The 17,957-nt window shown below is 45.9% G+C and carries 17 protein-coding genes; 13 read left to right on the top strand and 4 right to left on the bottom strand.

Annotated elements, in window-relative coordinates:
• Positions 1-22: 22 nt before the first annotated feature.
• Entirely contained in the window at positions 23-496 is a 474-nt protein-coding gene (locus BC343_RS20975; protein WP_078349744.1) for a hypothetical protein, read from the bottom strand.
• A gap of 249 nt (positions 497-745) precedes the next feature.
• Between BC343_RS20975 and BC343_RS20970 the strand changes: the two genes are divergently transcribed.
• The 3 genes from BC343_RS20970 to BC343_RS20960 all read left to right on the top strand — a co-directional run bounded on the left by BC343_RS20970 (position 746) and on the right by BC343_RS20960 (position 5,250).
• The gene (locus tag BC343_RS20970) at positions 746-1,117 is read left to right on the top strand and encodes a methionine-R-sulfoxide reductase (RefSeq protein ID WP_078349743.1); all 372 of its coding nucleotides are present in this window, start codon (positions 746-748) and stop codon (positions 1,115-1,117) included.
• Between the two features lie 660 nt (positions 1,118-1,777).
• Positions 1,778-2,752, top strand: coding sequence for a ribonucleoside-diphosphate reductase small subunit (locus tag BC343_RS20965; protein WP_078349742.1), 975 nt, complete (start codon positions 1,778-1,780; stop codon positions 2,750-2,752).
• Positions 2,753-2,874: 122 nt separating this feature from the next.
• On the top strand, positions 2,875-5,250 hold the full coding sequence (locus BC343_RS20960) for a ribonucleoside-diphosphate reductase subunit alpha (protein ID WP_078349741.1): 2,376 nt from the start codon (positions 2,875-2,877) through the stop codon (positions 5,248-5,250).
• A 276-nt stretch (positions 5,251-5,526) separates the two neighbouring features.
• On the opposite strand, the gene BC343_RS20955 is transcribed toward BC343_RS20960, so the two are convergent.
• Both BC343_RS20955 and BC343_RS20950 read right to left on the bottom strand, forming a co-directional pair.
• Positions 5,527-5,898, bottom strand: a complete 372-nt coding sequence (locus BC343_RS20955; protein ID WP_078349740.1) for a hypothetical protein — start codon at positions 5,896-5,898, stop codon at positions 5,527-5,529.
• Positions 5,899-5,970: 72 nt separating this feature from the next.
• Positions 5,971-7,896: a glycoside hydrolase family 127 protein gene (locus BC343_RS20950; protein ID WP_143822292.1), complete on the bottom strand. Its 1,926-nt coding sequence runs from the start codon at positions 7,894-7,896 to the stop codon at positions 5,971-5,973.
• Positions 7,897-8,207: 311 nt separating this feature from the next.
• On the opposite strand from BC343_RS20950, the gene BC343_RS20945 reads away from it, so the two are divergent.
• Together BC343_RS20945 and BC343_RS20940 are read left to right on the top strand one after the other, a co-directional pair.
• A complete protein-coding gene (locus BC343_RS20945; RefSeq protein ID WP_078349738.1) occupies positions 8,208-8,387 on the top strand; it encodes a Sec-independent protein translocase subunit TatA/TatB in 180 nt (59 codons plus the stop codon).
• 133 nt (positions 8,388-8,520) lie between these two features.
• A complete protein-coding gene (locus BC343_RS20940) occupies positions 8,521-9,249 on the top strand; it encodes a hypothetical protein (protein ID WP_078349737.1) in 729 nt (242 codons plus the stop codon).
• A gap of 55 nt (positions 9,250-9,304) precedes the next feature.
• On the opposite strand, the gene tnpA is transcribed toward BC343_RS20940, so the two are convergent.
• Positions 9,305-9,730: an IS200/IS605 family transposase gene (gene tnpA / locus BC343_RS20935; protein ID WP_078349736.1), complete on the bottom strand. Its 426-nt coding sequence runs from the start codon at positions 9,728-9,730 to the stop codon at positions 9,305-9,307.
• A gap of 272 nt (positions 9,731-10,002) precedes the next feature.
• Between tnpA and BC343_RS20930 the strand changes: the two genes are divergently transcribed.
• From BC343_RS20930 to BC343_RS20895, 8 genes are all read left to right on the top strand, one after another.
• Entirely contained in the window at positions 10,003-10,614 is a 612-nt protein-coding gene (locus tag BC343_RS20930; RefSeq protein WP_078349735.1) for a hypothetical protein, read from the top strand.
• A complete protein-coding gene (locus BC343_RS20925) occupies positions 10,611-10,913 on the top strand; it encodes a winged helix-turn-helix domain-containing protein (RefSeq protein ID WP_078349734.1) in 303 nt (100 codons plus the stop codon). The genes BC343_RS20930 and BC343_RS20925 overlap by 4 nt, the downstream gene beginning before the upstream one ends.
• Positions 10,914-10,971: 58 nt before the next feature.
• On the top strand, positions 10,972-13,485 hold the full coding sequence (locus BC343_RS20920; protein ID WP_078349733.1) for an XrtN system VIT domain-containing protein: 2,514 nt from the start codon (positions 10,972-10,974) through the stop codon (positions 13,483-13,485).
• Positions 13,486-13,783: 298 nt separating this feature from the next.
• Positions 13,784-15,292 carry an exosortase N gene (gene xrtN, locus BC343_RS20915; RefSeq protein WP_078349732.1) on the top strand — a complete coding sequence of 503 codons (1,509 nt, stop codon included), beginning with the start codon at positions 13,784-13,786 and terminating at the stop codon, positions 15,290-15,292.
• Between the two features lie 35 nt (positions 15,293-15,327).
• Positions 15,328-15,912 carry a hypothetical protein gene (locus tag BC343_RS20910; RefSeq protein WP_202909836.1) on the top strand — a complete coding sequence of 195 codons (585 nt, stop codon included), beginning with the start codon at positions 15,328-15,330 and terminating at the stop codon, positions 15,910-15,912.
• Positions 15,912-16,316, top strand: a complete 405-nt coding sequence (locus BC343_RS20905; RefSeq protein ID WP_078349731.1) for a ribosomal maturation YjgA family protein — start codon at positions 15,912-15,914, stop codon at positions 16,314-16,316. The genes BC343_RS20910 and BC343_RS20905 overlap by 1 nt, the downstream gene beginning before the upstream one ends.
• On the top strand, positions 16,309-17,082 hold the full coding sequence (locus BC343_RS20900) for an oxygenase MpaB family protein (protein ID WP_078349730.1): 774 nt from the start codon (positions 16,309-16,311) through the stop codon (positions 17,080-17,082). The genes BC343_RS20905 and BC343_RS20900 overlap by 8 nt, the downstream gene beginning before the upstream one ends.
• A gap of 122 nt (positions 17,083-17,204) precedes the next feature.
• Entirely contained in the window at positions 17,205-17,942 is a 738-nt protein-coding gene (locus BC343_RS20895; protein ID WP_078349729.1) for a dioxygenase family protein, read from the top strand.
• Positions 17,943-17,957 lie beyond the last annotated feature (15 nt).

Here is a 17,957-nt window from a genome sequence, read left to right as displayed (position 1 = left end):
CAGGCGGTTAGGGGGACAGGCGTTATGCTACTCCATTCACCTGCAAACTCATCACTGTAGTGGTGCTCAAATTTATCTTGATATTAAAAAAGCAGGGGCCGCCGTCGAGAACCATTACTACACCTTTGCGCCAATGCCGCTTTTCATAAGGCGTGCAAAAGCAATTTACCCATACTTCCTTCTCGCCCTTGGGGTTGGTTACGGCTATTATCTGTTTATAGTATTTGCCGGGTTTATCCACTTTGTTTTTTGCCTGTTTGTTGTGCTCGGTAATGGCTACGGATATTATCTTCTCGATGTGTTTTATCTCGTCGTCGTTGAGGTCGGCAGCGGTATACTCCTTGCCAAATACAAAGCCATCGCGCCCGCTGTTGAAGGGCAGTACAGCATACTTCGAGGTATCGATGCTTGCGATATGTGTCACTGCGTTTAATTCGGTATCGACCGAAGTTTGTTTCATGGGCAAAAGCAGGGTGAGTAATAATAGCTGGGTCATAGGCAAAATATATACTTGTTCAACGCATTATATGGCCGTTTGTTGCAGAAATAAATGCGCGCTGCGGTACCGTCAAACCAGTGTAAACATCGCCCTGCAAAACATTAGGTGCCGGCAAAATGTCGTATATTTATGTAAGAAAAGAGTCCGAAAGTCGGATGTCCGGTAAGTCCGAAAGACGAAATTCGATCATTCCAAGGCAATCGGTTAAATCATTAAAATCTGTGGAATCGGTGTAATAAAAATAAAATGGAATACAATCAATTAACCCCCGAAGAAGAATACGTAATACTACATAAAGGAACGGAGCGCCCGTTTACCGGCGCTTTGCTTAACAACAAGGCACAGGGCTTGTACGTATGCAAGCGCTGCGATGCTCCGCTGTACCGCAGCGAGGATAAATTTGAATCGTTTTGCGGCTGGCCAAGTTTTGATGATGAGATACCCGGTGCCGTGCGTTGGGAAACCGATGCCGATGGCCGCCGTACCGAAATACTTTGCGCTAATTGCGGTGCGCATTTGGGTCACGTTTTCCAGGGCGAGTACATGACGCCTAAAAACACCCGGCACTGCGTAAATTCCTTATCGATGAAGTTTGTATCGGCGGATGATGTAAAATAAATTTTAATAATGGTAAAACAATTGAAAATTCCCGCCTCCAAAAAAGTCGGGAATTTTTGTTTTCCACATTTTTTTTGTGGACAGCGGCAGGCGAAATACCGTATTTCTACTCGGTTCATAAAAGCCCTTTTTTATGCTAAAAACAGCCTTTTTTAAGCGTAAAAACGCCGTGTTTTTTGCCTGTTTAAATTGAAGCCAATGTTATGTCAGCGTTACGCAATTTTAAACAAATGGGTGCTGGTTTGCTTTTGTAATTAACTGAATATTAAATGATTGAAAGCCGAAAAAGAATGCCGTTAAAACCAAATTTATTTTACTGTTGTGTATAACTCTAAGGTGGTGTTAAGAACTTCGATTAACATTCAATAAACACACTCCCTATCTTTGGAGTATAAGTTCTAACAACGCTATCCGGTGAGTGGTATCTACCTGCCGCAAAATTGGAGAAAACCCATGACGAAAACACATGGGCATGTGTATTAAAATAAGTTTAATAACAAGGATAAGTGAGGGTGTTTGGAGCGAGTAGAAGGGATAGCTTTTGGCTTTTCTCAAAAAAACTCGGGAGGTATTCTTGTCGGCAAACACCAGGTACACACAAAAGCTATAAGGATAGTAACAAAGGGCTGAATTTTTAATTACAAAACATACAAATACGCGATGCCAGAGGAAACCGAATTATTGCTGAGAGAGAACAAAGACCGCTTTGTGATCCTGCCCATCAAGTATCCCGCAATATGGGAAATGTATAAAAAGGCAGAAGCCAGTTTTTGGACTGCCGAAGAAATTGACCTGGGCGACGACCTGAAACACTGGGAGAGCCTTAACGCCGGCGAAAAACACTTCATATCGCACATATTGGCATTTTTTGCTGCCAGTGATGGTATAGTGAACGAGAACCTGGCCATCAATTTCATGAGCGAGGTGCAATTGCCCGAGGCCCGTTGCTTCTACGGTTTCCAGATTATGATGGAGAACATCCACTCGGAAACTTATGCTTTGTTAATTGATACATATGTAAAAGACCCGGCTGAGAAAGACCGCTTGTTCCACGCTATAGAAACTGTGCCTTGTGTAGGTAAAAAAGCCGAGTGGGCGCTGCGCTGGATAAACAACGGCACCTTTGCCGAGCGTTTGGTGGCATTTGCAGCGGTTGAAGGTATATTCTTCTCGGGTAGTTTCTGTTCTATATTCTGGCTGAAAAAACGCGGTTTAATGCCGGGCTTAACTTTTAGTAACGAGCTGATATCTCGCGATGAAGGTTCGCACTGCGAGTTTGCTTGCTTGTTGTACAAAATGCTGGAGAACAAATTAAGCACCGAAGCAGTCACCAAAATTATTACCGATGCGGTAGAGATAGAGAAAGAATTTATAAATGATGCGCTGCCGGTAAGCTTAATTGGTATGAATGCCAAGTTGATGAGCCAGTATATCGAGTTCGTTGCCGACAGGTGGCTTGCCGAACTGGGTTACCCTAAGTTTTATAACTCTACCAATCCGTTCGATTTTATGGAGATGATAAGCTTGCAAGGCAAAACCAATTTCTTTGAAAAACGAGTTGGCGATTACCAAAAAAGTGGCGTAATGAACAGCAGTGCCGAAAGCAAAGCTTTCTCGCTGGACGAAGATTTTTAATAATACCGCGGCTTTCCCTGGCCGCAAAACATATACCCCTAATTAATTATTTATTAAACTGTTGGTTTTAGAGTAGCCCCATCATCCACTTTAAACACTAACTATTTAAAATATCAGAAAACATGTACGTAGTAAAACGAGACGGCAGGAGAGAGTCGGTAAAATTCGACAAGATTACAGCGCGAATTGAGAAATTGTGCTACGGGTTTACATTGGTAGACCCGATTGATGTGGCAAAAAAAGTAATTGAAGGTTTGTTTGATGGCGTAACCACGTCTGAGTTGGATAACCTTGCAGCAGAAACAGCGGCATCGTTAACCACCAAGCACCCCGATTATGCACTGTTGGCTTCGCGTATAGCGGTGAGCAACCTGCACAAAAACACCACCAAGTCGTTCTCGGAAACTATGAAACGTATGTACGAATACGTTGACAAAAAAACCGGTAAGAACGCTGCTTTGCTGGCTGATGATGTGCACGAAATTATTCAGCAGAATGCTGATATTTTAGATAGCAGCATCATTTACGATCGCGACTTCGGTTTCGATTACTTCGGTTTCAAAACTCTCGAGAAATCGTACTTGTTAAAAATAGATGGTAAAATAGCCGAGCGCCCGCAGCACATGTTTATGCGTGTGGCCGTTGGTATCCACAAAAACGATATCGATAGCGCTATCACTACATACAACCTGATGAGCGAGCGCTGGTTCACACATGCTACGCCAACCCTGTTCAACGCCGGCACACCAAAACCACAAATGTCATCGTGCTTCCTGCTTACCATGAAGGACGACAGCATCGAAGGCATCTACGATACCCTGAAACAAACTGCAAAAATTTCGCAGAGCGCAGGCGGTATAGGCCTAAGCATCCACAATGTGCGTGCTACAGGTTCATACATCAGCGGTACAAACGGTACCAGCAACGGTATCATCCCGATGCTGAAAGTATTTAACGATACTGCCCGTTATGTAGACCAGGGCGGTGGCAAGCGTAAAGGTGCCTTCGCTATTTACTTAGAGCCATGGCATGCTGATATCTTCGAGTTCCTTGACCTGCGTAAAAACCACGGTAAAGAAGAAATGCGCGCCCGCGACTTGTTCTACGCCCTGTGGGTATCAGACCTGTTCATGAAACGCGTTGAAGCTAACGAAGACTGGAGCCTTTTCTGCCCGCACGAAGCACCGGGTTTGGCAGATTGCCACAGCGACGAATTTGAGGCGCTTTACACCAAATACGAAAAAGAAGGCCGTGCACGCAAAACCATAAAAGCACAAGAGCTTTGGTTCGCGGTATTGGATAGCCAGGTTGAGACCGGTACGCCATACCTATTGTACAAAGATGCTGCTAACGCAAAAAGCAATCAGCAGAACCTGGGTACCATTAAAAGCTCGAACCTTTGCACCGAGATAATCGAGTACACCTCGGATAAAGAAGTTGCCGTATGTAACCTGGCATCGCTTGCATTGCCACGCTACGTGATCAACGGCGAATTTGACCATCAGAAACTGTACGAAGTAACCTACCAGGCTACTTTGAACCTGAACAAGATCATTGATCATAACTATTACCCGGTAGAAGAAGCACGTTACAGCAACCTGCGCCACCGCCCGATTGGTTTAGGTGTGCAAGGTCTGGCTGATGCCTTTATCCTGCTGCGTTTACCATTCGAGAGCGAAGAAGCTAAACAACTGAACAAAGAGATATTTGAAACGATCTACTTTGCAGCCATGACAGCTTCTAAAGACCTGGCTATAAAAGATGGTGCTTACGAAACCTTTAAAGGTTCACCGCTGTCAAAAGGCCAGTTCCAGTTCGACTTGTGGAACGAGAAACCTGCCAGCACCCGTTGGGATTGGGATAACCTGCGCCTTGACGTAATGAACCACGGCGTGCGCAACTCGCTGTTAGTAGCTCCGATGCCAACTGCATCAACTTCGCAGATATTGGGTAACAACGAGTGCTTTGAGCCATACACCTCTAACATTTACACCCGCCGTGTATTGAGCGGTGAATTCGTAATAGTAAACAAACACTTGCTGCGCGACCTGGTGAACCTTGGTCTTTGGACCAACACCATGAAGGATAAGATCATCAGCGCTAACGGTTCTATCCAGAACATTGCTGAGATACCTGCTGATATCAAAGAGCTCTACAAAACCGTTTGGGAGATCAAGATGCGTAACATCATTGATATGGCTGCCGACAGGGGCGCATATATTTGCCAGTCGCAATCGCTTAACCTGTTCATCAACTCGCCAAATGCAAGCAAGCTTACTTCGATGCACTTCTACGCATGGAAGAAAGGCCTTAAAACAGGTATGTATTACCTGCGTACACAGGCAGCTTCGCAAGCGGTTAAATTTACCGTGGAGAACCAGGCAGGCAAAAACATGGAAGCCGTTATACCGGAAGTGGTTGCCGACAGCGCCACCGAAGATGTACCGGCCGGCCCAACTTGCTCAATGGAAGAAGGCTGCGTTACTTGCTCGGCCTAAGTCGGAAGTCCGCGGTCGGAAAGTCCGAAGAAATAATTACTTAATGCTTAAATGCCGGAAACTGAAAAGTTCTCCGGCATTTTTGGTTATATGCCGTCCTTTAAATGAGGACGGCAATGAAGGTGGGTTAGTGGTTTTGATGCCGCGTCAGGCGTCTACGCCTGACGCAATAACATTTCTGAGCGTCCACGCTCACGAGGCTAAGCTCGCGAATAAAAGTAAGCGTGGACGCTTACAAATGTTTACATCCAGGCGAGGATGTTTGGATAGGCGGAGTTAGCTTCGCGATTCGAGGTAATCCAGATATTCTTCCTGAATCGAACCCGCTGAAACATATTTGCCGATCATGGCGGTATAGGATGTATCATCAAATTTTAGTGCATCTTCTACAGTATCAAATGAGTTAATTACTCCAAAAGGCTCATCAGGATCCAACTGAGAGAATTCATAAATATCAACGAAGTCTTCCTCTCCTTCATCAAAACATTCAAAATAAGCTACCGAATATTGACTTGCCGATTCTTTGTCTATACGGAGCCATTTGATTATTGTATAAGTTTCCTCTTTAATAACTCCCAACCATTGTTCTACAGCTTTATCAAGCCGTAAGTGTGCAATGAGCTGTTCTTCGGTTAAGTATCTTGCCATAACTCAAAGTTAGTTGTTTACAATGTCTCCGCAGGGTCACTTTGAAAAAGGACCCTGCGGTTCTAAACGGACTTACTTCGTTTCCTTCCAATAGATCACATACCTCGAGTCGTGCAGTTTATAGAACGGGATCAACTCCAGGTTCTTGTAGGCCGCAGGTGTTATAATGTCTGTTGCGGTGTAAGTTTGTGGTTTACCTACAACGGGTACCAGGTGTTTAGGCATATCAGCTTCGGTACCGGTGATCATAGGGGCGCTTTCCAGCGGGTAGGTTGGGGCTTTGGCACGATAGCCGCCAAATTGTTCGCTGTCGCCTTTATAGTCTATCTTATCAGTAGTATCGGTTTTGGCGGCCAGCACAATAGGACCGTGGAGAAAGGCTACGTAATGCTCGGTATCGGGCAATTCTTCTGTAGATATTTCCATTGGCAGGCGTACTTCAATTTTATCGCCTTTTTTCCAGCTGCGGTTTATGGCTAAGTAGCTGCCAGGTTGTGCGTCGACTGAAATAGCTTTGCCGTTAACTTTTACTTCGAGTTTGCCGGCCTCTACCCAATGCGGGTAACGGATATTGATAACGAAGCTGCCTGGTTTAGCTGCTTCCACAAGCAGTTGCGTTGTTTCCGCGTCGGGGAATTTGGTTTGCTGAGAGATAACCAAGCCTTGCGCTGCCCAGTTAAGGCGCGAAGGGATGAACAGGTTAAGGAACAAATCCTTGCCGCTGTGGCTGTAGATCAGTTCGCCGTATTTACCATGGTTTTCCATACCCGAGCCTACGCAGCACCACATGTTGATATCGGGCTGCGAATACACGCGATAATGCCTCGGGCGCATAGAGGTGTAATATACAAAGCCACCACGGGTAGGGTGCTGGCTGCTCAGGATGTGGTTATACAATACACGCTCGTAAAAATCCATATACTTTACATCGGCACCTTCTTCAAACAAATGGCGGGTAAGTTTTAGCATGTTGTACGAGTTGCAGGTTTCAGGCCCGGCAACACCATCTATCACCGTGCTGAAGTTATGCAGCGGGTTAAAATGCTCGTTCACGCTATTGCCGCCGATTACTACCGTGCGGTTTTTGGTAACCGTTTCCCAAAAGTATTGCGCCGCCTTGCCAAAATCGGCATCGCCGCCAACTTCGGCTATGCGCTGAAAGCCCACTGCTTTGGGTATCTGCATATTGGCATGCAGGCCGGTGAGTTTATCCTGCCCTTGTACCAGCGGGTCCATAATTTCGCGGTGCGACCATCGCCTGGCCAGTGTGAGGTATTTTTTTTGTCCGGTAATAACCGATACATCGGCAAATACCTCGTTCAGGCCCCCCTGTTCAGATATCAGCATCTTTTGTATCTGGGCATCGCTTAATTTAGCCGATACGCCGTTTATGTAGTCCGTCAATTTAATAAGTAAGGTTTTGGCCTGCGGTTTGCCGGCTATTAAATAAGCATCGCGCAACCCTGCAAAAAGCTTATGGATATTATATAGCGGCACCCACTTTTTGTTGAGGGCGAAGGTATCTACCTCAATTTTACCCTGCTCAATATCCTTCCACATTTGCACGCCGCCCGGTGTGCCGCCTATATAGCCGCTACCGATCTTGTCCTGGCATATTTTTAATTGCCCCAGCATATAGTCGAGCCGACGGTTGAGTTCCTTATCACCCGTTGAGGCATACATTAGCGCCAGTGCCGAGAGGTAATGCCCGCCAATGTGGCCATCTAAGCCGGTATCTTCCCAATTGCCGTAGCTTTTCTTTTTGGGTTTTAGCCCGGCTTGCGTAAAGTAGGGGGCCAGCAGGCGGTCGGGGTCTAATTTAAGGATGTAGGCCTTATCGGTTTCCTGTGCCTGTTTAAACACGCCGGGAAGCAGACGTATTTGTTGCAGTTTAAAAGAAGTTAATTTTGCCTGCGCACAGGTTTGTTGCGGCGCAAGTAGGACGGCCGCGCATAAAGGCAGCAGCAAATAAGCAGCAAGTTGGGTAAATAGTTTCATAAAGGCAATTGGTTTGCAGCCTGTTTTGGCTGTGCCTAAAGTAGATAATTTTAATTGTAAAAAATACACTTAATTTAAATTTTTCTGAACTCGAATTTTTCGCAGGTTAATTGTTTTATGCTACTCAAGAGGGCTTCGCCGTTTTAGATGAATTAATCGAATATGCAGTAGAAAGGCTACGAGCCAGGCATTCTATAAATTCAGTTAATTCGTTTAATTCGAGTTCAGATAACAAAAAAACTATTGATATTAAAAACTAAACCTCGTACTTTGCGTAAGTAGAGTAACATTAACCATTAAAAAAGTAAACCATGGGATTAGGAGCACCAGAGATCATTTTAATATTAGTAGCCGTATTGCTATTATTTGGCGGTAAAAAAATACCCGAAATGATGCGTGGCCTTGGCAAAGGCATGAAAGAGTTTAAAGATGCTCAAAACGGAACCACGGGCGAGCCCGTACCGGCACCGGTTAAAGATAACAACGCTTAAATGCAACAGACAGAGGCCCGCAAGGGCCTCTGTTATTTAGCGGCTGAATGTTGCGCAGATATTTAAAATATTTTCCTTTTAATTGAAGGGAATTACGTTAATTAGGGTAATTATAAACAACCACTCCTTATAAATGTCCCCTAATGTAAACCTACGCATTAAATGCAGCGTAACCCTACTTTCAATTTTATTTTCTGTTTTTATCTTTTCGTCGGCAAATGCACAACGCGGCCGCGGCATGAACGCAGATGGAGATGTACTTGGCGGCAGCAACGCCAGCAGTGGTGGTTCTGTACGCCGGGATGGTTGGTTGATGGCCTTTAATGGTGGTTACGAATCGCCTTTGGGGGATGTGAAGCAAAGCTATAAAGGTTCGCCCACTTACGGCGTGAGCGTAATGCGCCGCATGGGCAACTGGCTTTACTCGGGCACGGTTGATTACCGCAGCTATAAACCCATTAACGATACATTGTCTATCAGTTACGACGATGTGAATTACTACGGCGGCACCTTTAGCAAATACAAAGGCGTAGGCCTTTACCTGGGTGCTGCATACGAAATACCGCTTGGCGATATCAACTTCTACGCCGGGCTGAATGGCGGAGTAATTATGGTGAGCTATAAGATCACGATCGACGACCCCAATTTTTCGAGCACCGAAAGCGTATCAAACATGCAGAACACTTATATAGCTCCAAAGCTGGGTTTAAACTTTATGGTAAGCCGCAATATTGGGCTGGCCATGGAAGGGCGATATAGCCTGGGCACAGTAGGGGCAAGCTACAATAGCCGTAGCGGGGGTAGTACTACCAAAGGTTTTAATTCGATCGCGGGGAATTTGTTTCTGACGTATAGTTTTTAAGTTTCCCTCTTAAATCATAGCGATGGGTTTCAAACCCATCGCTATGATTTAGAAGCTACATAAAGCTTTTGATACCTGCCTTTATCTCTTTTAGCTCCTCGGCAAATGATTTGTTCTTATGATGCTTTTCTTGGTTGTAAATATAGCTTCTAACTCGTTTTAGGTTATCTGCACTAACAGAGAATGCCGCAAAACCGTCTTGCCAACTGACGTACTTCTCTACATCTTTCTTGAAGTGTTCCCAGGAATTTCCCTTAATGATTTTTACAACATCCGACACACATTGATCTGTACGCAGCCTGATCAATAAATGTACATGGTCTTCCACGCCGTTTATACAGTCGAGGTATATTTCATGATCAACTGCTATCTCGTTTATCACTTTGTAAACTTCGTTTCTTAATGGCTGTGTTAATATGGCTTCGCGATTTTTTGTTGACCAAATAGCATGTATCCAAATAGAGGAATAGCTGTGCGGCATAATAAATATTAATTGTGATAATATTAGTAGCGATGGGTTTCAAACCCATCGCTACGGGTGATTTAGTACCGTAAAATAAATACTTTATTCGTTGTACGCAAATCCTTATTTAACTTAAATAGCAACACTATATCCTCATATCATAGCGATGGATTTCAAACCCATCGCTATGATGCAGCAGTATGTTTTAACATCCCAACGCAAAATATTTTTCAAAATCCTCTTGCACAATCAAATTTTATAATGTTACTTTGAATAACAAAGTACTTTAGATGGAGGATAAAGATTTGATCGCCGAAATTAGTTCCATACGCACCATTATGGAACGCAGCACCAGGTTCATTTCGCTCAGCGGCTTGTCGGGCGTTATGGCCGGTATATATGCACTTGTTGGTGCGGGTATTGCCTACAACCTGCTATACCTGCGCGGCGATTCGTTTCTGGAACGTGGCTACTACCGTTTACTGGAAGAGCGGCTGATCTTTGTCGCAGTTGTAGTGCTTTTCTTATCTCTGCTTACCGGCGTATTACTTACCGTGCGCAAAGCAGCAAAAAAAGGGCAAACCGTTTGGAACCAAAGCAGCAAATCGCTGTTATTGAACGGTGCGCTGCCACTGGTGACCGGCGGCATATTCTGCATTATTATGCTGTGGCGTGGTTACTATGTGGTAATTGGCCCTTGCACATTAATTTTTTATGGGTTAGCATTAGTTGCCGCAAGTAAGTATACCTTTGGCGACGTAAAATGGCTGGGCATTTTTGATATTATGTTAGGCCTGCTGGCCGCTATTTTCCCGGGTTACGGGTTGTTTTTTTGGGCCTTTGGCTTTGGTTTGCTGCATATATTGTATGGCAGCATTATGCACTTTAAATACGACAGGTGAAAGTTACTTTAACCAATTTTGATAAAGCATTTGAGAACCGCATACGCCTGCAAATAATGAGCGTACTGGTAGCTAATGAAAGCTACGATTTTAATTCGCTGAAGGAACTGCTGGATGTTACCGACGGTAACCTGGCATCGCACCTTAAGGCGCTGGAGAAGGAGGAGTACATCACCGTAAACAAATCCTTTTTGGGCCGCAAGCCCAACACCAAGTACACGGCATCGCCATTGGGTATTCAAGCCTTTAAAAAGCACCTGCAGGAACTCGAAAATTTGATAAGGCAGCAACGCGCCTAATTTTTTTTAACTATAAACTTTGAATTGCAAAGTACTTTTAATTTAATAAATAAAGAAAATGAAAACCATCACCAATTATTTGCGGGAAGACAGGCTTACTACGGCAGGGCTGGCGATCATAGCGGGTTCTACGGCAATATTTATACTTACCGGCATGTTTGGGCATTCGGGGGCAGGGTTTGGAGATTTTATAGCCAACTATATATTCTCGCTTGGCTTTTTAGTGGCAGCATGGGTTGTAACGGCACAAAAACACGGTTGGAGCTATACACGCGGTAAAGCAGAGCATACGGCGGTACTGCTTATTATTTGGTTTATCAGCGCCTTTGCCCTCAATCGCGAGATGAACGTGTTCGACGATAGTGCCGATTGGCTGAGCATTTGGATAGTGGTATCGTCGGTTACCTTAGTGTTGGCCATGCGGCATCAGTTATTGGGCGGTATACCAAAATACTTTATATTTTTTATGTTGGGTGCCGCCTTGCTGTTGTTTTGTTATTATGCTTTTTACCTCATCCCGCTTTATATCCTCAGCGCGTTCGGCATTATTGCTATTGGTATATCGCTGCATACATTCGTACCCATTTGCCTGGCCATTATAACCATCGTCATCATCCGTAATGCCTCGCGTACCGATAAATTGGTGCTATACACGAGTATAGCGGGTTTTGTATTGCCACTTATTGCTGCCGCCATATTCCTGTTCGCCTGGAGTAGCGAGAATAATAGGATAAACAACATCATCAACCAAAATACACTTAACGAAGGCAAACTGCCCAATTGGGTTGCCGTGAGTAAAGAGATAGGCCAGTCGCCAATTACCGAACGCATCCTGAAAACAGGGTTGGTTTATCACGAGGTATCCCGAAATAGCAATTTCTTTTTCGGAGGTATGCCATCCAAATCATTCGACGAACGCAAGCAGCACGATCCGCTGGTGGTAATGGCCAGCCTGTTCTTCGAACGGCCTAACCTTGACGAGGGGGAACGTATTAATATACTGAAAGCATTATACAACAGCCGCCACCAGGCGCAAGACAGGCTGTGGAGCGGCGAGAACCTGCAAACCATCAGTGTGATAAGCAATGTGAAGCTCTTCCCCGAATACCGCATGGCCTATACCGAAAAGACGCTTACCGTGCGCAATAATTCCGAGTGGACATGGAGTAACCAGGAAGCTATTTATACCTTCCATCTGCCGGAGGGCTCGGTAGTGAGTTCTCTTTCGTTGTGGATAGATGGTAAGGAGGAGAGATCGCGGTTGACCACAAAGGCCAAAGCTGATTCGGCTTATAAGCAAATAGTAGGCGTAGAGCAGCACGACCCATCGGTAGTGCACTGGCAGGAGGGCAATACCATCAGCGTGAGGGTATTCCCTTGTACCACAAAAGAGAACCGTAAGTTCAGGTTGGGTATCACCAGTCCGCTGCGGTTGGAGGGCAAACGGTTAGTTTATGAGAATGCCTGGTTTGATGGACCGTACGCTACCACGGCACTGGAAACTTTGCAACTAAGCTATAGTAACAAGCCCGCCAATTTGGATATCCCCGCCATATTTAAACAAACCGGCGATACCTACCTGTCCGACCGTACTTACCAACCCCGTTGGGAGATAAGCTGCGATGCTCCGCCAATGGCCAACACAGCATTTACTTTTGGTGGTGCTACATACCAGATTAAAGACTACCAACAACAATACCAAAGCTTTAGCCCGAAGGTGGTATACCTGGATGTAAACAAAAGCTGGAGCGAAGAAGAGTTTAAGCAGGCTTTTACCAATGTACGCAACGCGCCTGTGTATGTGTATTACAACAAGCTTATAAAAGTAAACAAGGAAAATGCAGACGGGCTTTATGAATCTTTAAGTGCCCAGAATTTTAGCCTGTTCCCGGTAAACGAAATTAAGAATGCTGATGGCGCGCTGCTTATAACTAAGAGTAACGATGTATCGCCAAACCTGGGCGAACTGGATGGGAGCGAGTTTGCAAAGGATTTGGCCGCCTACCTGAAAACGCCGCGCCATATAAGGCTGTACAATTTGGGCAGCGGGCTAACACCTTATTTGAAGGCGCTTAAAGAGCTACGTGTATTTAGTTATGCCGAAGGTAATGTTGAAGAATTAGGCACCCTGCTGGATAAGCACCGCTTTGCCCGTGAACAGGAGAACGATAGCACCATAGTGATAAGTAGTGCCGGGCTGATGATACAAAAAACAACCGGACAAAAAACTGCCAACGCCCCCGACCACCTGCTGCGCATGTTCGCTTATAACGATATTATGAAGAAAGTGGGTGCCGACTACTTTAGGCACGACTACGTACGCCCCGATATCATCGCAGAGGCGGAGCAGGGCTACATCGTTTCGCCCGTATCGAGCATGATCGTACTGGAAACCGTGAAGGATTATGAACGCTTCGGCATCGATGAAAATAAAAACAGTTTGAAGAATGCTTCCATGAAATCCTCAGGTGCTGTACCCGAGCCGCAGGAGTGGATGCTGATAATACTGGCAGCGCTGATAGTGGCGACGTTTATTTATAAGAAGAGAAGGAATGAGGTGCCGCAATTGTAAGGTCCGGAGCTAAAGTTCCCCTCTTGAGAGGGGGCGCGAGGGCCAAGAGCGGTGGGAGGGGGGTGTTAGTCCGCTATGCATTTCCGCGAAACACACCCCTAACCTCTCTCAAGAGGGGAACCATAATTTGTAAATAGTGAAGTAACCGCAGCTAAAGTTCCCCTCTTGAGAGGGGGCGCGAGGGCCAAGAACGGTGGGAGGGGTGTGTTAGTCCGCTATGCATTTCCGCGAAACACACCCCTAACCTCTCTCAAGAGGGGAACCATAGTTCGCGAATGAAAAATAAAAAAGAAACTTAATGCTATCCATCCAACTAAATAAACCATTAAAACTTCAACCCATCCACGGGTTCGTAGCCGTATATGCTGCATTGGCGCTGTGGTGCATTCCCGGCTACTTTCAATGGGATGCCAATTTGGTAATGGGCTTGTTGCTGATACCTTACATGGCAAAAATAGATAGCGGGCGGTATAGCTTGCGCTATTTGTTGCCCGCTTTGTTAGCAACCGGGTTGGCTTTGCTTGCTCCCGTTAATACGTTGTTTTTTATTGCGCTGGTACTCGTGTTTTTGCTGCTGATAGAGAATTGCCTTGGGCGCATAAACCATAGTGTGTTGTTTTTGCTGATGCTGGTATCGCCGGTGTTCAGGCATTTTACGCGGCTGGCGGAATTCCCGGTGAGGCTTTGGCTGAGCGATAAGGTAGCGGCTACGCTCAGTACGGCAGGCATACAGGCAGCGGCAGCAGGTAATCAGATACAGATGGATAAGTACGAGTTCTCGGTAGACCCTGCCTGTGCGGGACTGAATATGCTGGTAATGTCGGTACTGATAGGCTTGTTCGTGCTAACCTATTATCAAAAACAAAGCGGCAAAACATTGAATTTTAAATGGCTCACGCTGCTGCTAAGTGCCACGTTGCTGTTGAATGTGGTTTGCAATTTCTTCAGGATACTGCTGCTGGTGTTGTTCAAGCTAATGCCCGGCACTTTTATGCACGATGCCGTGGGGATAGCCTGCCTATGCGTTTATGTGCTGATGCCCTTATTGTTCGGCATTAAACCGCCTGTTGCCCGTTTTGGCAAGATAACCATGGAGGAAAGGAAAACGGCAGAACATCGTAGTATACGTTACCTATACCTCCATGTGGGTTTGCTGACCGCTATGGTATTTATGGCTACACGGTTAGTAAAGGCCGATAGGCTGGTAAATACGGCTAACCATATTCAAATACAGGGATATCATAAAACTCCTCTGGAGGGCGGCATACTGAAGTTTGAGGATAGCGATGCACTCATTTACCTGAAACCAGCCGCCTTTTACGCACCCGAGCATGACCCCATGATATGCTGGGTAGGCAGTGGCTATACCTTCCAAAATATCCGCCGCGAAAGTATTAACGGACTGGATGTATACACCGCCACCCTTGTAAAAAATACCGACCGTATCTACAGCGCCTGGTGGTTCGATAATGGCCACCTGAAAACGGTTAACCAATTCGCCTGGCGTTGGGCAGCCGCCAAAGGTGATAACCAATTTTACCTGGTTAATGTGAGCGCTGCATCGCCCCAAAAACTAAAACAAAACATAGCCGCATTGTCCGCGCAAAACCTTTTCGATAACCATAACATGCCGTTTAATTTTTTACCACAGGGGGCACAGAGAGAAGAACACAGAGGGGCACAGAGCCTGTACGACGGTGATTTGACAAAAATGCTGAGGCCGCCCTATCACTCAAAACTTCCCAAGAAATTTGCAAGTCTCTCTGCGAACCTCCGCGTAACCTCTGCGAACTCCGCGGTTAAATAACCACCAATAAATCAAAAGCATTAAAAACCAATAAGATGAAAACATTAACCAACACCTTGCCACCCAACACCGACAGCCTACTAAAGCAACGCATAGAGAACACCCGCGAGCCTGTCAAACTCGCCCGCACCTTAAATTACACGCTCACCATGAAACGTGTAAGGCTTTGCATCAAGATAATGATAACCGGGCTGTTTCTGAGTGGCGTAACGGCATTCCCGCTCGAAACCGAGTTAAACCTGCTGGCCAACCTTAGCGGCGCAGCGCCCGAGTTTATGCACCAATGGATAGATACCGTTTACCAGGCTATAAGGTATTGTAACAAGGCCTTCCCGTTTTTAAGTTACGGTACCGATTGGCTGGCCTTTGCACACGTAATGCTGGCCGTACTATTTATTGGCCCGCTGCGCAACCCGGTTAAAAACATTTGGGTGATAGAGTTTGGCATGATAGCCTGTGTACTTATCCTGCCGCTGGCGTTTATTATGGGCCCCATCAGGCATATCCCTTTATTCTGGACTTTGGTAGATTGTTCTTTCGGTATCTTTGGCATCATCCCTTTGTATATCGCCTACATCAATACCAAAAAACTGGAGGCAGCTAATAAGGGGGCATTGTAATGAAGTATCAATTCAATAAATACTATTTCCTGCTGGCGGCGCTGCTGTTCAATGCCGAGGTGCTGATAGCCGGTTTTATGCACGATAGTTTTATACGCCCCTACGGCGGCGACTTTTTGGTGGTGATATTGGTCTACAGTGCTATAAAAGCATTTTTTAAAACGGATGTACGCATAACTGCCCTGGGCGTGCTTATATTTTCGTACGTTGTGGAGGTTGGGCTATATTTCCACCTCATTGATAAATTGGGTTGGCGAAACTCCGTACTTGCCCGCAATCTGCTGGGCACTACTTTCCGTTGGGAAGATATATTGGCCTATACGCTTGGCATGGCAATGGTTGTAATGGTTGAAGAGGGGCTTGCCGCCCGCAAACGAACAAGAACGCAAATAACAAATGGATAATACCCCTAAGAAATATTTTGTAGAGCAAGGCTCTATAGTGCGCGAGATATGGAGCAAGGCGGATAATATCCTGTTCGTATTTGCCGGCTCGGCTGCGGAATTTGCGCTGAACAAAGCGGTAGATTGGCTCTACTTCACCGGCAACCTCCCCGCCGACCCATTGGGACGCCTGTTCTCAACAGTTGCCTACGGCCGAATGATCATCTTTTCGGAGTATGATGGCGCATTGGCGGCTATCGACAAAATAAACGCCATCCATCACGGTGTAGAGAAAGCACGTGGTGCCCAGATACCCGATTGGGCCTACCGCGATGTGATCTACATGCTGATAGATTATTCTATCCGCTCCTTCGAACTGCTGGAACGCCCGCTTAGCGATGAGGAGAAAGAGGATGTGTTCGATGTGTTTTACCGCATGGGCCTGCGCATGGGGTTAAAGGATATGCCGTATAATTATAAGGAATGGCTCATCTCTCGGGTGGATCATTTGCGCGAACACCTGGTACAAAGCCACTACACGCTCGATCTGTTCAAGCAATACAAAAAGCATTTGGGTACAGTGCGTTACCAGTTATTAAAACAGGTGCAACTGCTCATCGTTCCCGATGAAGCAAAACGCCTGTTGCCTATCGACAGGCTATCGTACCTGAGCCCCGTTATTTCGTTTTATAAGCTTACGCGTTTAGTTGGTTTGCATGGTTTGCTTAAAGAAGCCATACTACCGCCGGCCTACAAAAGCCAGATAAGAGAGATGGACGTTTGGTAACGTTTTAGCTACAATTCGTCGGTACAACGTCTCTGTTAATCGACACACCGAAGCGGTTCTTGCGCTACCGCCTTACTTTCGAATCAATAAATTATAGAACAAATTGATTTGGAGGAGTTAATATGGAACGCAAGAATTTCTTAAAAAGCTTAATGGTGGGCGCTGTATCGTCATCGGTATTGGTGCAGGCCTGCAAAAAGGATGCAGATGTTACCGCAACATCGGGCACAACTACTACAAACACCGGCAGTACCGGCACCACAACAGGCACTTCGGGCAGCTGCAGCGTAGCACCTACCGAAACCGAGGGCCCGTATCCAACCAAGTCGCCCGCATCTTATGTGCGCAGCGATATTACCGATGGCCGCAGCGGTTATAAAATGACGGTTAATATTGTGATCACCAATGCCAACAACAGCTGCAACGCGCTGGCCAATGCCCTGGTAGATATTTGGCATTGCGATGCAGAGGGCAATTATTCCGAATACGGTGGCTCGGGTTCGCAGTCTACAAATTACCAATCGGTACATTTTTTGCGCGGCCGGCAAACCACCAGCAGCAGTGGCGCGGTAACTTTTACCACTATTTTCCCGGGTTGGTATACCGGCAGGGCCACTCATATCCATGTGCATGTTTACAATTCATCGGGCACCTCTTTAAAGGTTACCCAGATCGCCTTCCCCGAAGGCACCGGCACCGCTTTGGCCATTGTAAATGGCTATAGTAAGGGAATGTCAGGCTACACTTATAACGCCAGTGACAATGTGTTCAGCGATGGTTACACTTTAGAAATGGCAACCGTAAGCGGCAGCACCACCGATGGGTTCAATCTAAATATTACCCTTGCTGTACCTGCTTAAAAACATAGGGTATAG

It is taken from the genome of Mucilaginibacter pedocola (assembly GCF_002013915.1).
GTDB classification, from domain to species: Bacteria; Bacteroidota; Bacteroidia; order Sphingobacteriales; family Sphingobacteriaceae; genus Mucilaginibacter; species Mucilaginibacter pedocola.
This window is presented reverse-complemented; position numbering and strand designations above follow the sequence as displayed.

Coding starts and splice junctions, on each gene's coding strand:
- BC343_RS20905 (WP_078349731.1), top strand. CDS start 15,912: ATGAAGTATCAATTCAATAAATACTATTTCCTGCTGGCGGCGCTGCTG.
- BC343_RS20910 (WP_202909836.1), top strand. CDS start 15,328: ATGAAAACATTAACCAACACCTTGCCACCCAACACCGACAGCCTACTA.
- BC343_RS20955 (WP_078349740.1), bottom strand. CDS start 5,898: ATGGCAAGATACTTAACCGAAGAACAGCTCATTGCACACTTACGGCTT.
- BC343_RS20965 (WP_078349742.1), top strand. CDS start 1,778: ATGCCAGAGGAAACCGAATTATTGCTGAGAGAGAACAAAGACCGCTTT.
- BC343_RS20975 (WP_078349744.1), bottom strand. CDS start 496: ATGACCCAGCTATTATTACTCACCCTGCTTTTGCCCATGAAACAAACT.
- BC343_RS20945 (WP_078349738.1), top strand. CDS start 8,208: ATGGGATTAGGAGCACCAGAGATCATTTTAATATTAGTAGCCGTATTG.
- BC343_RS20950 (WP_143822292.1), bottom strand. CDS start 7,896: ATGAAACTATTTACCCAACTTGCTGCTTATTTGCTGCTGCCTTTATGC.
- BC343_RS20930 (WP_078349735.1), top strand. CDS start 10,003: ATGGAGGATAAAGATTTGATCGCCGAAATTAGTTCCATACGCACCATT.
- BC343_RS20900 (WP_078349730.1), top strand. CDS start 16,309: ATGGATAATACCCCTAAGAAATATTTTGTAGAGCAAGGCTCTATAGTG.
- BC343_RS20920 (WP_078349733.1), top strand. CDS start 10,972: ATGAAAACCATCACCAATTATTTGCGGGAAGACAGGCTTACTACGGCA.
- BC343_RS20895 (WP_078349729.1), top strand. CDS start 17,205: ATGGAACGCAAGAATTTCTTAAAAAGCTTAATGGTGGGCGCTGTATCG.
- BC343_RS20970 (WP_078349743.1), top strand. CDS start 746: ATGGAATACAATCAATTAACCCCCGAAGAAGAATACGTAATACTACAT.
- BC343_RS20940 (WP_078349737.1), top strand. CDS start 8,521: ATGTCCCCTAATGTAAACCTACGCATTAAATGCAGCGTAACCCTACTT.
- xrtN (WP_078349732.1), top strand. CDS start 13,784: ATGCTATCCATCCAACTAAATAAACCATTAAAACTTCAACCCATCCAC.
- BC343_RS20960 (WP_078349741.1), top strand. CDS start 2,875: ATGTACGTAGTAAAACGAGACGGCAGGAGAGAGTCGGTAAAATTCGAC.
- tnpA (WP_078349736.1), bottom strand. CDS start 9,730: ATGCCGCACAGCTATTCCTCTATTTGGATACATGCTATTTGGTCAACA.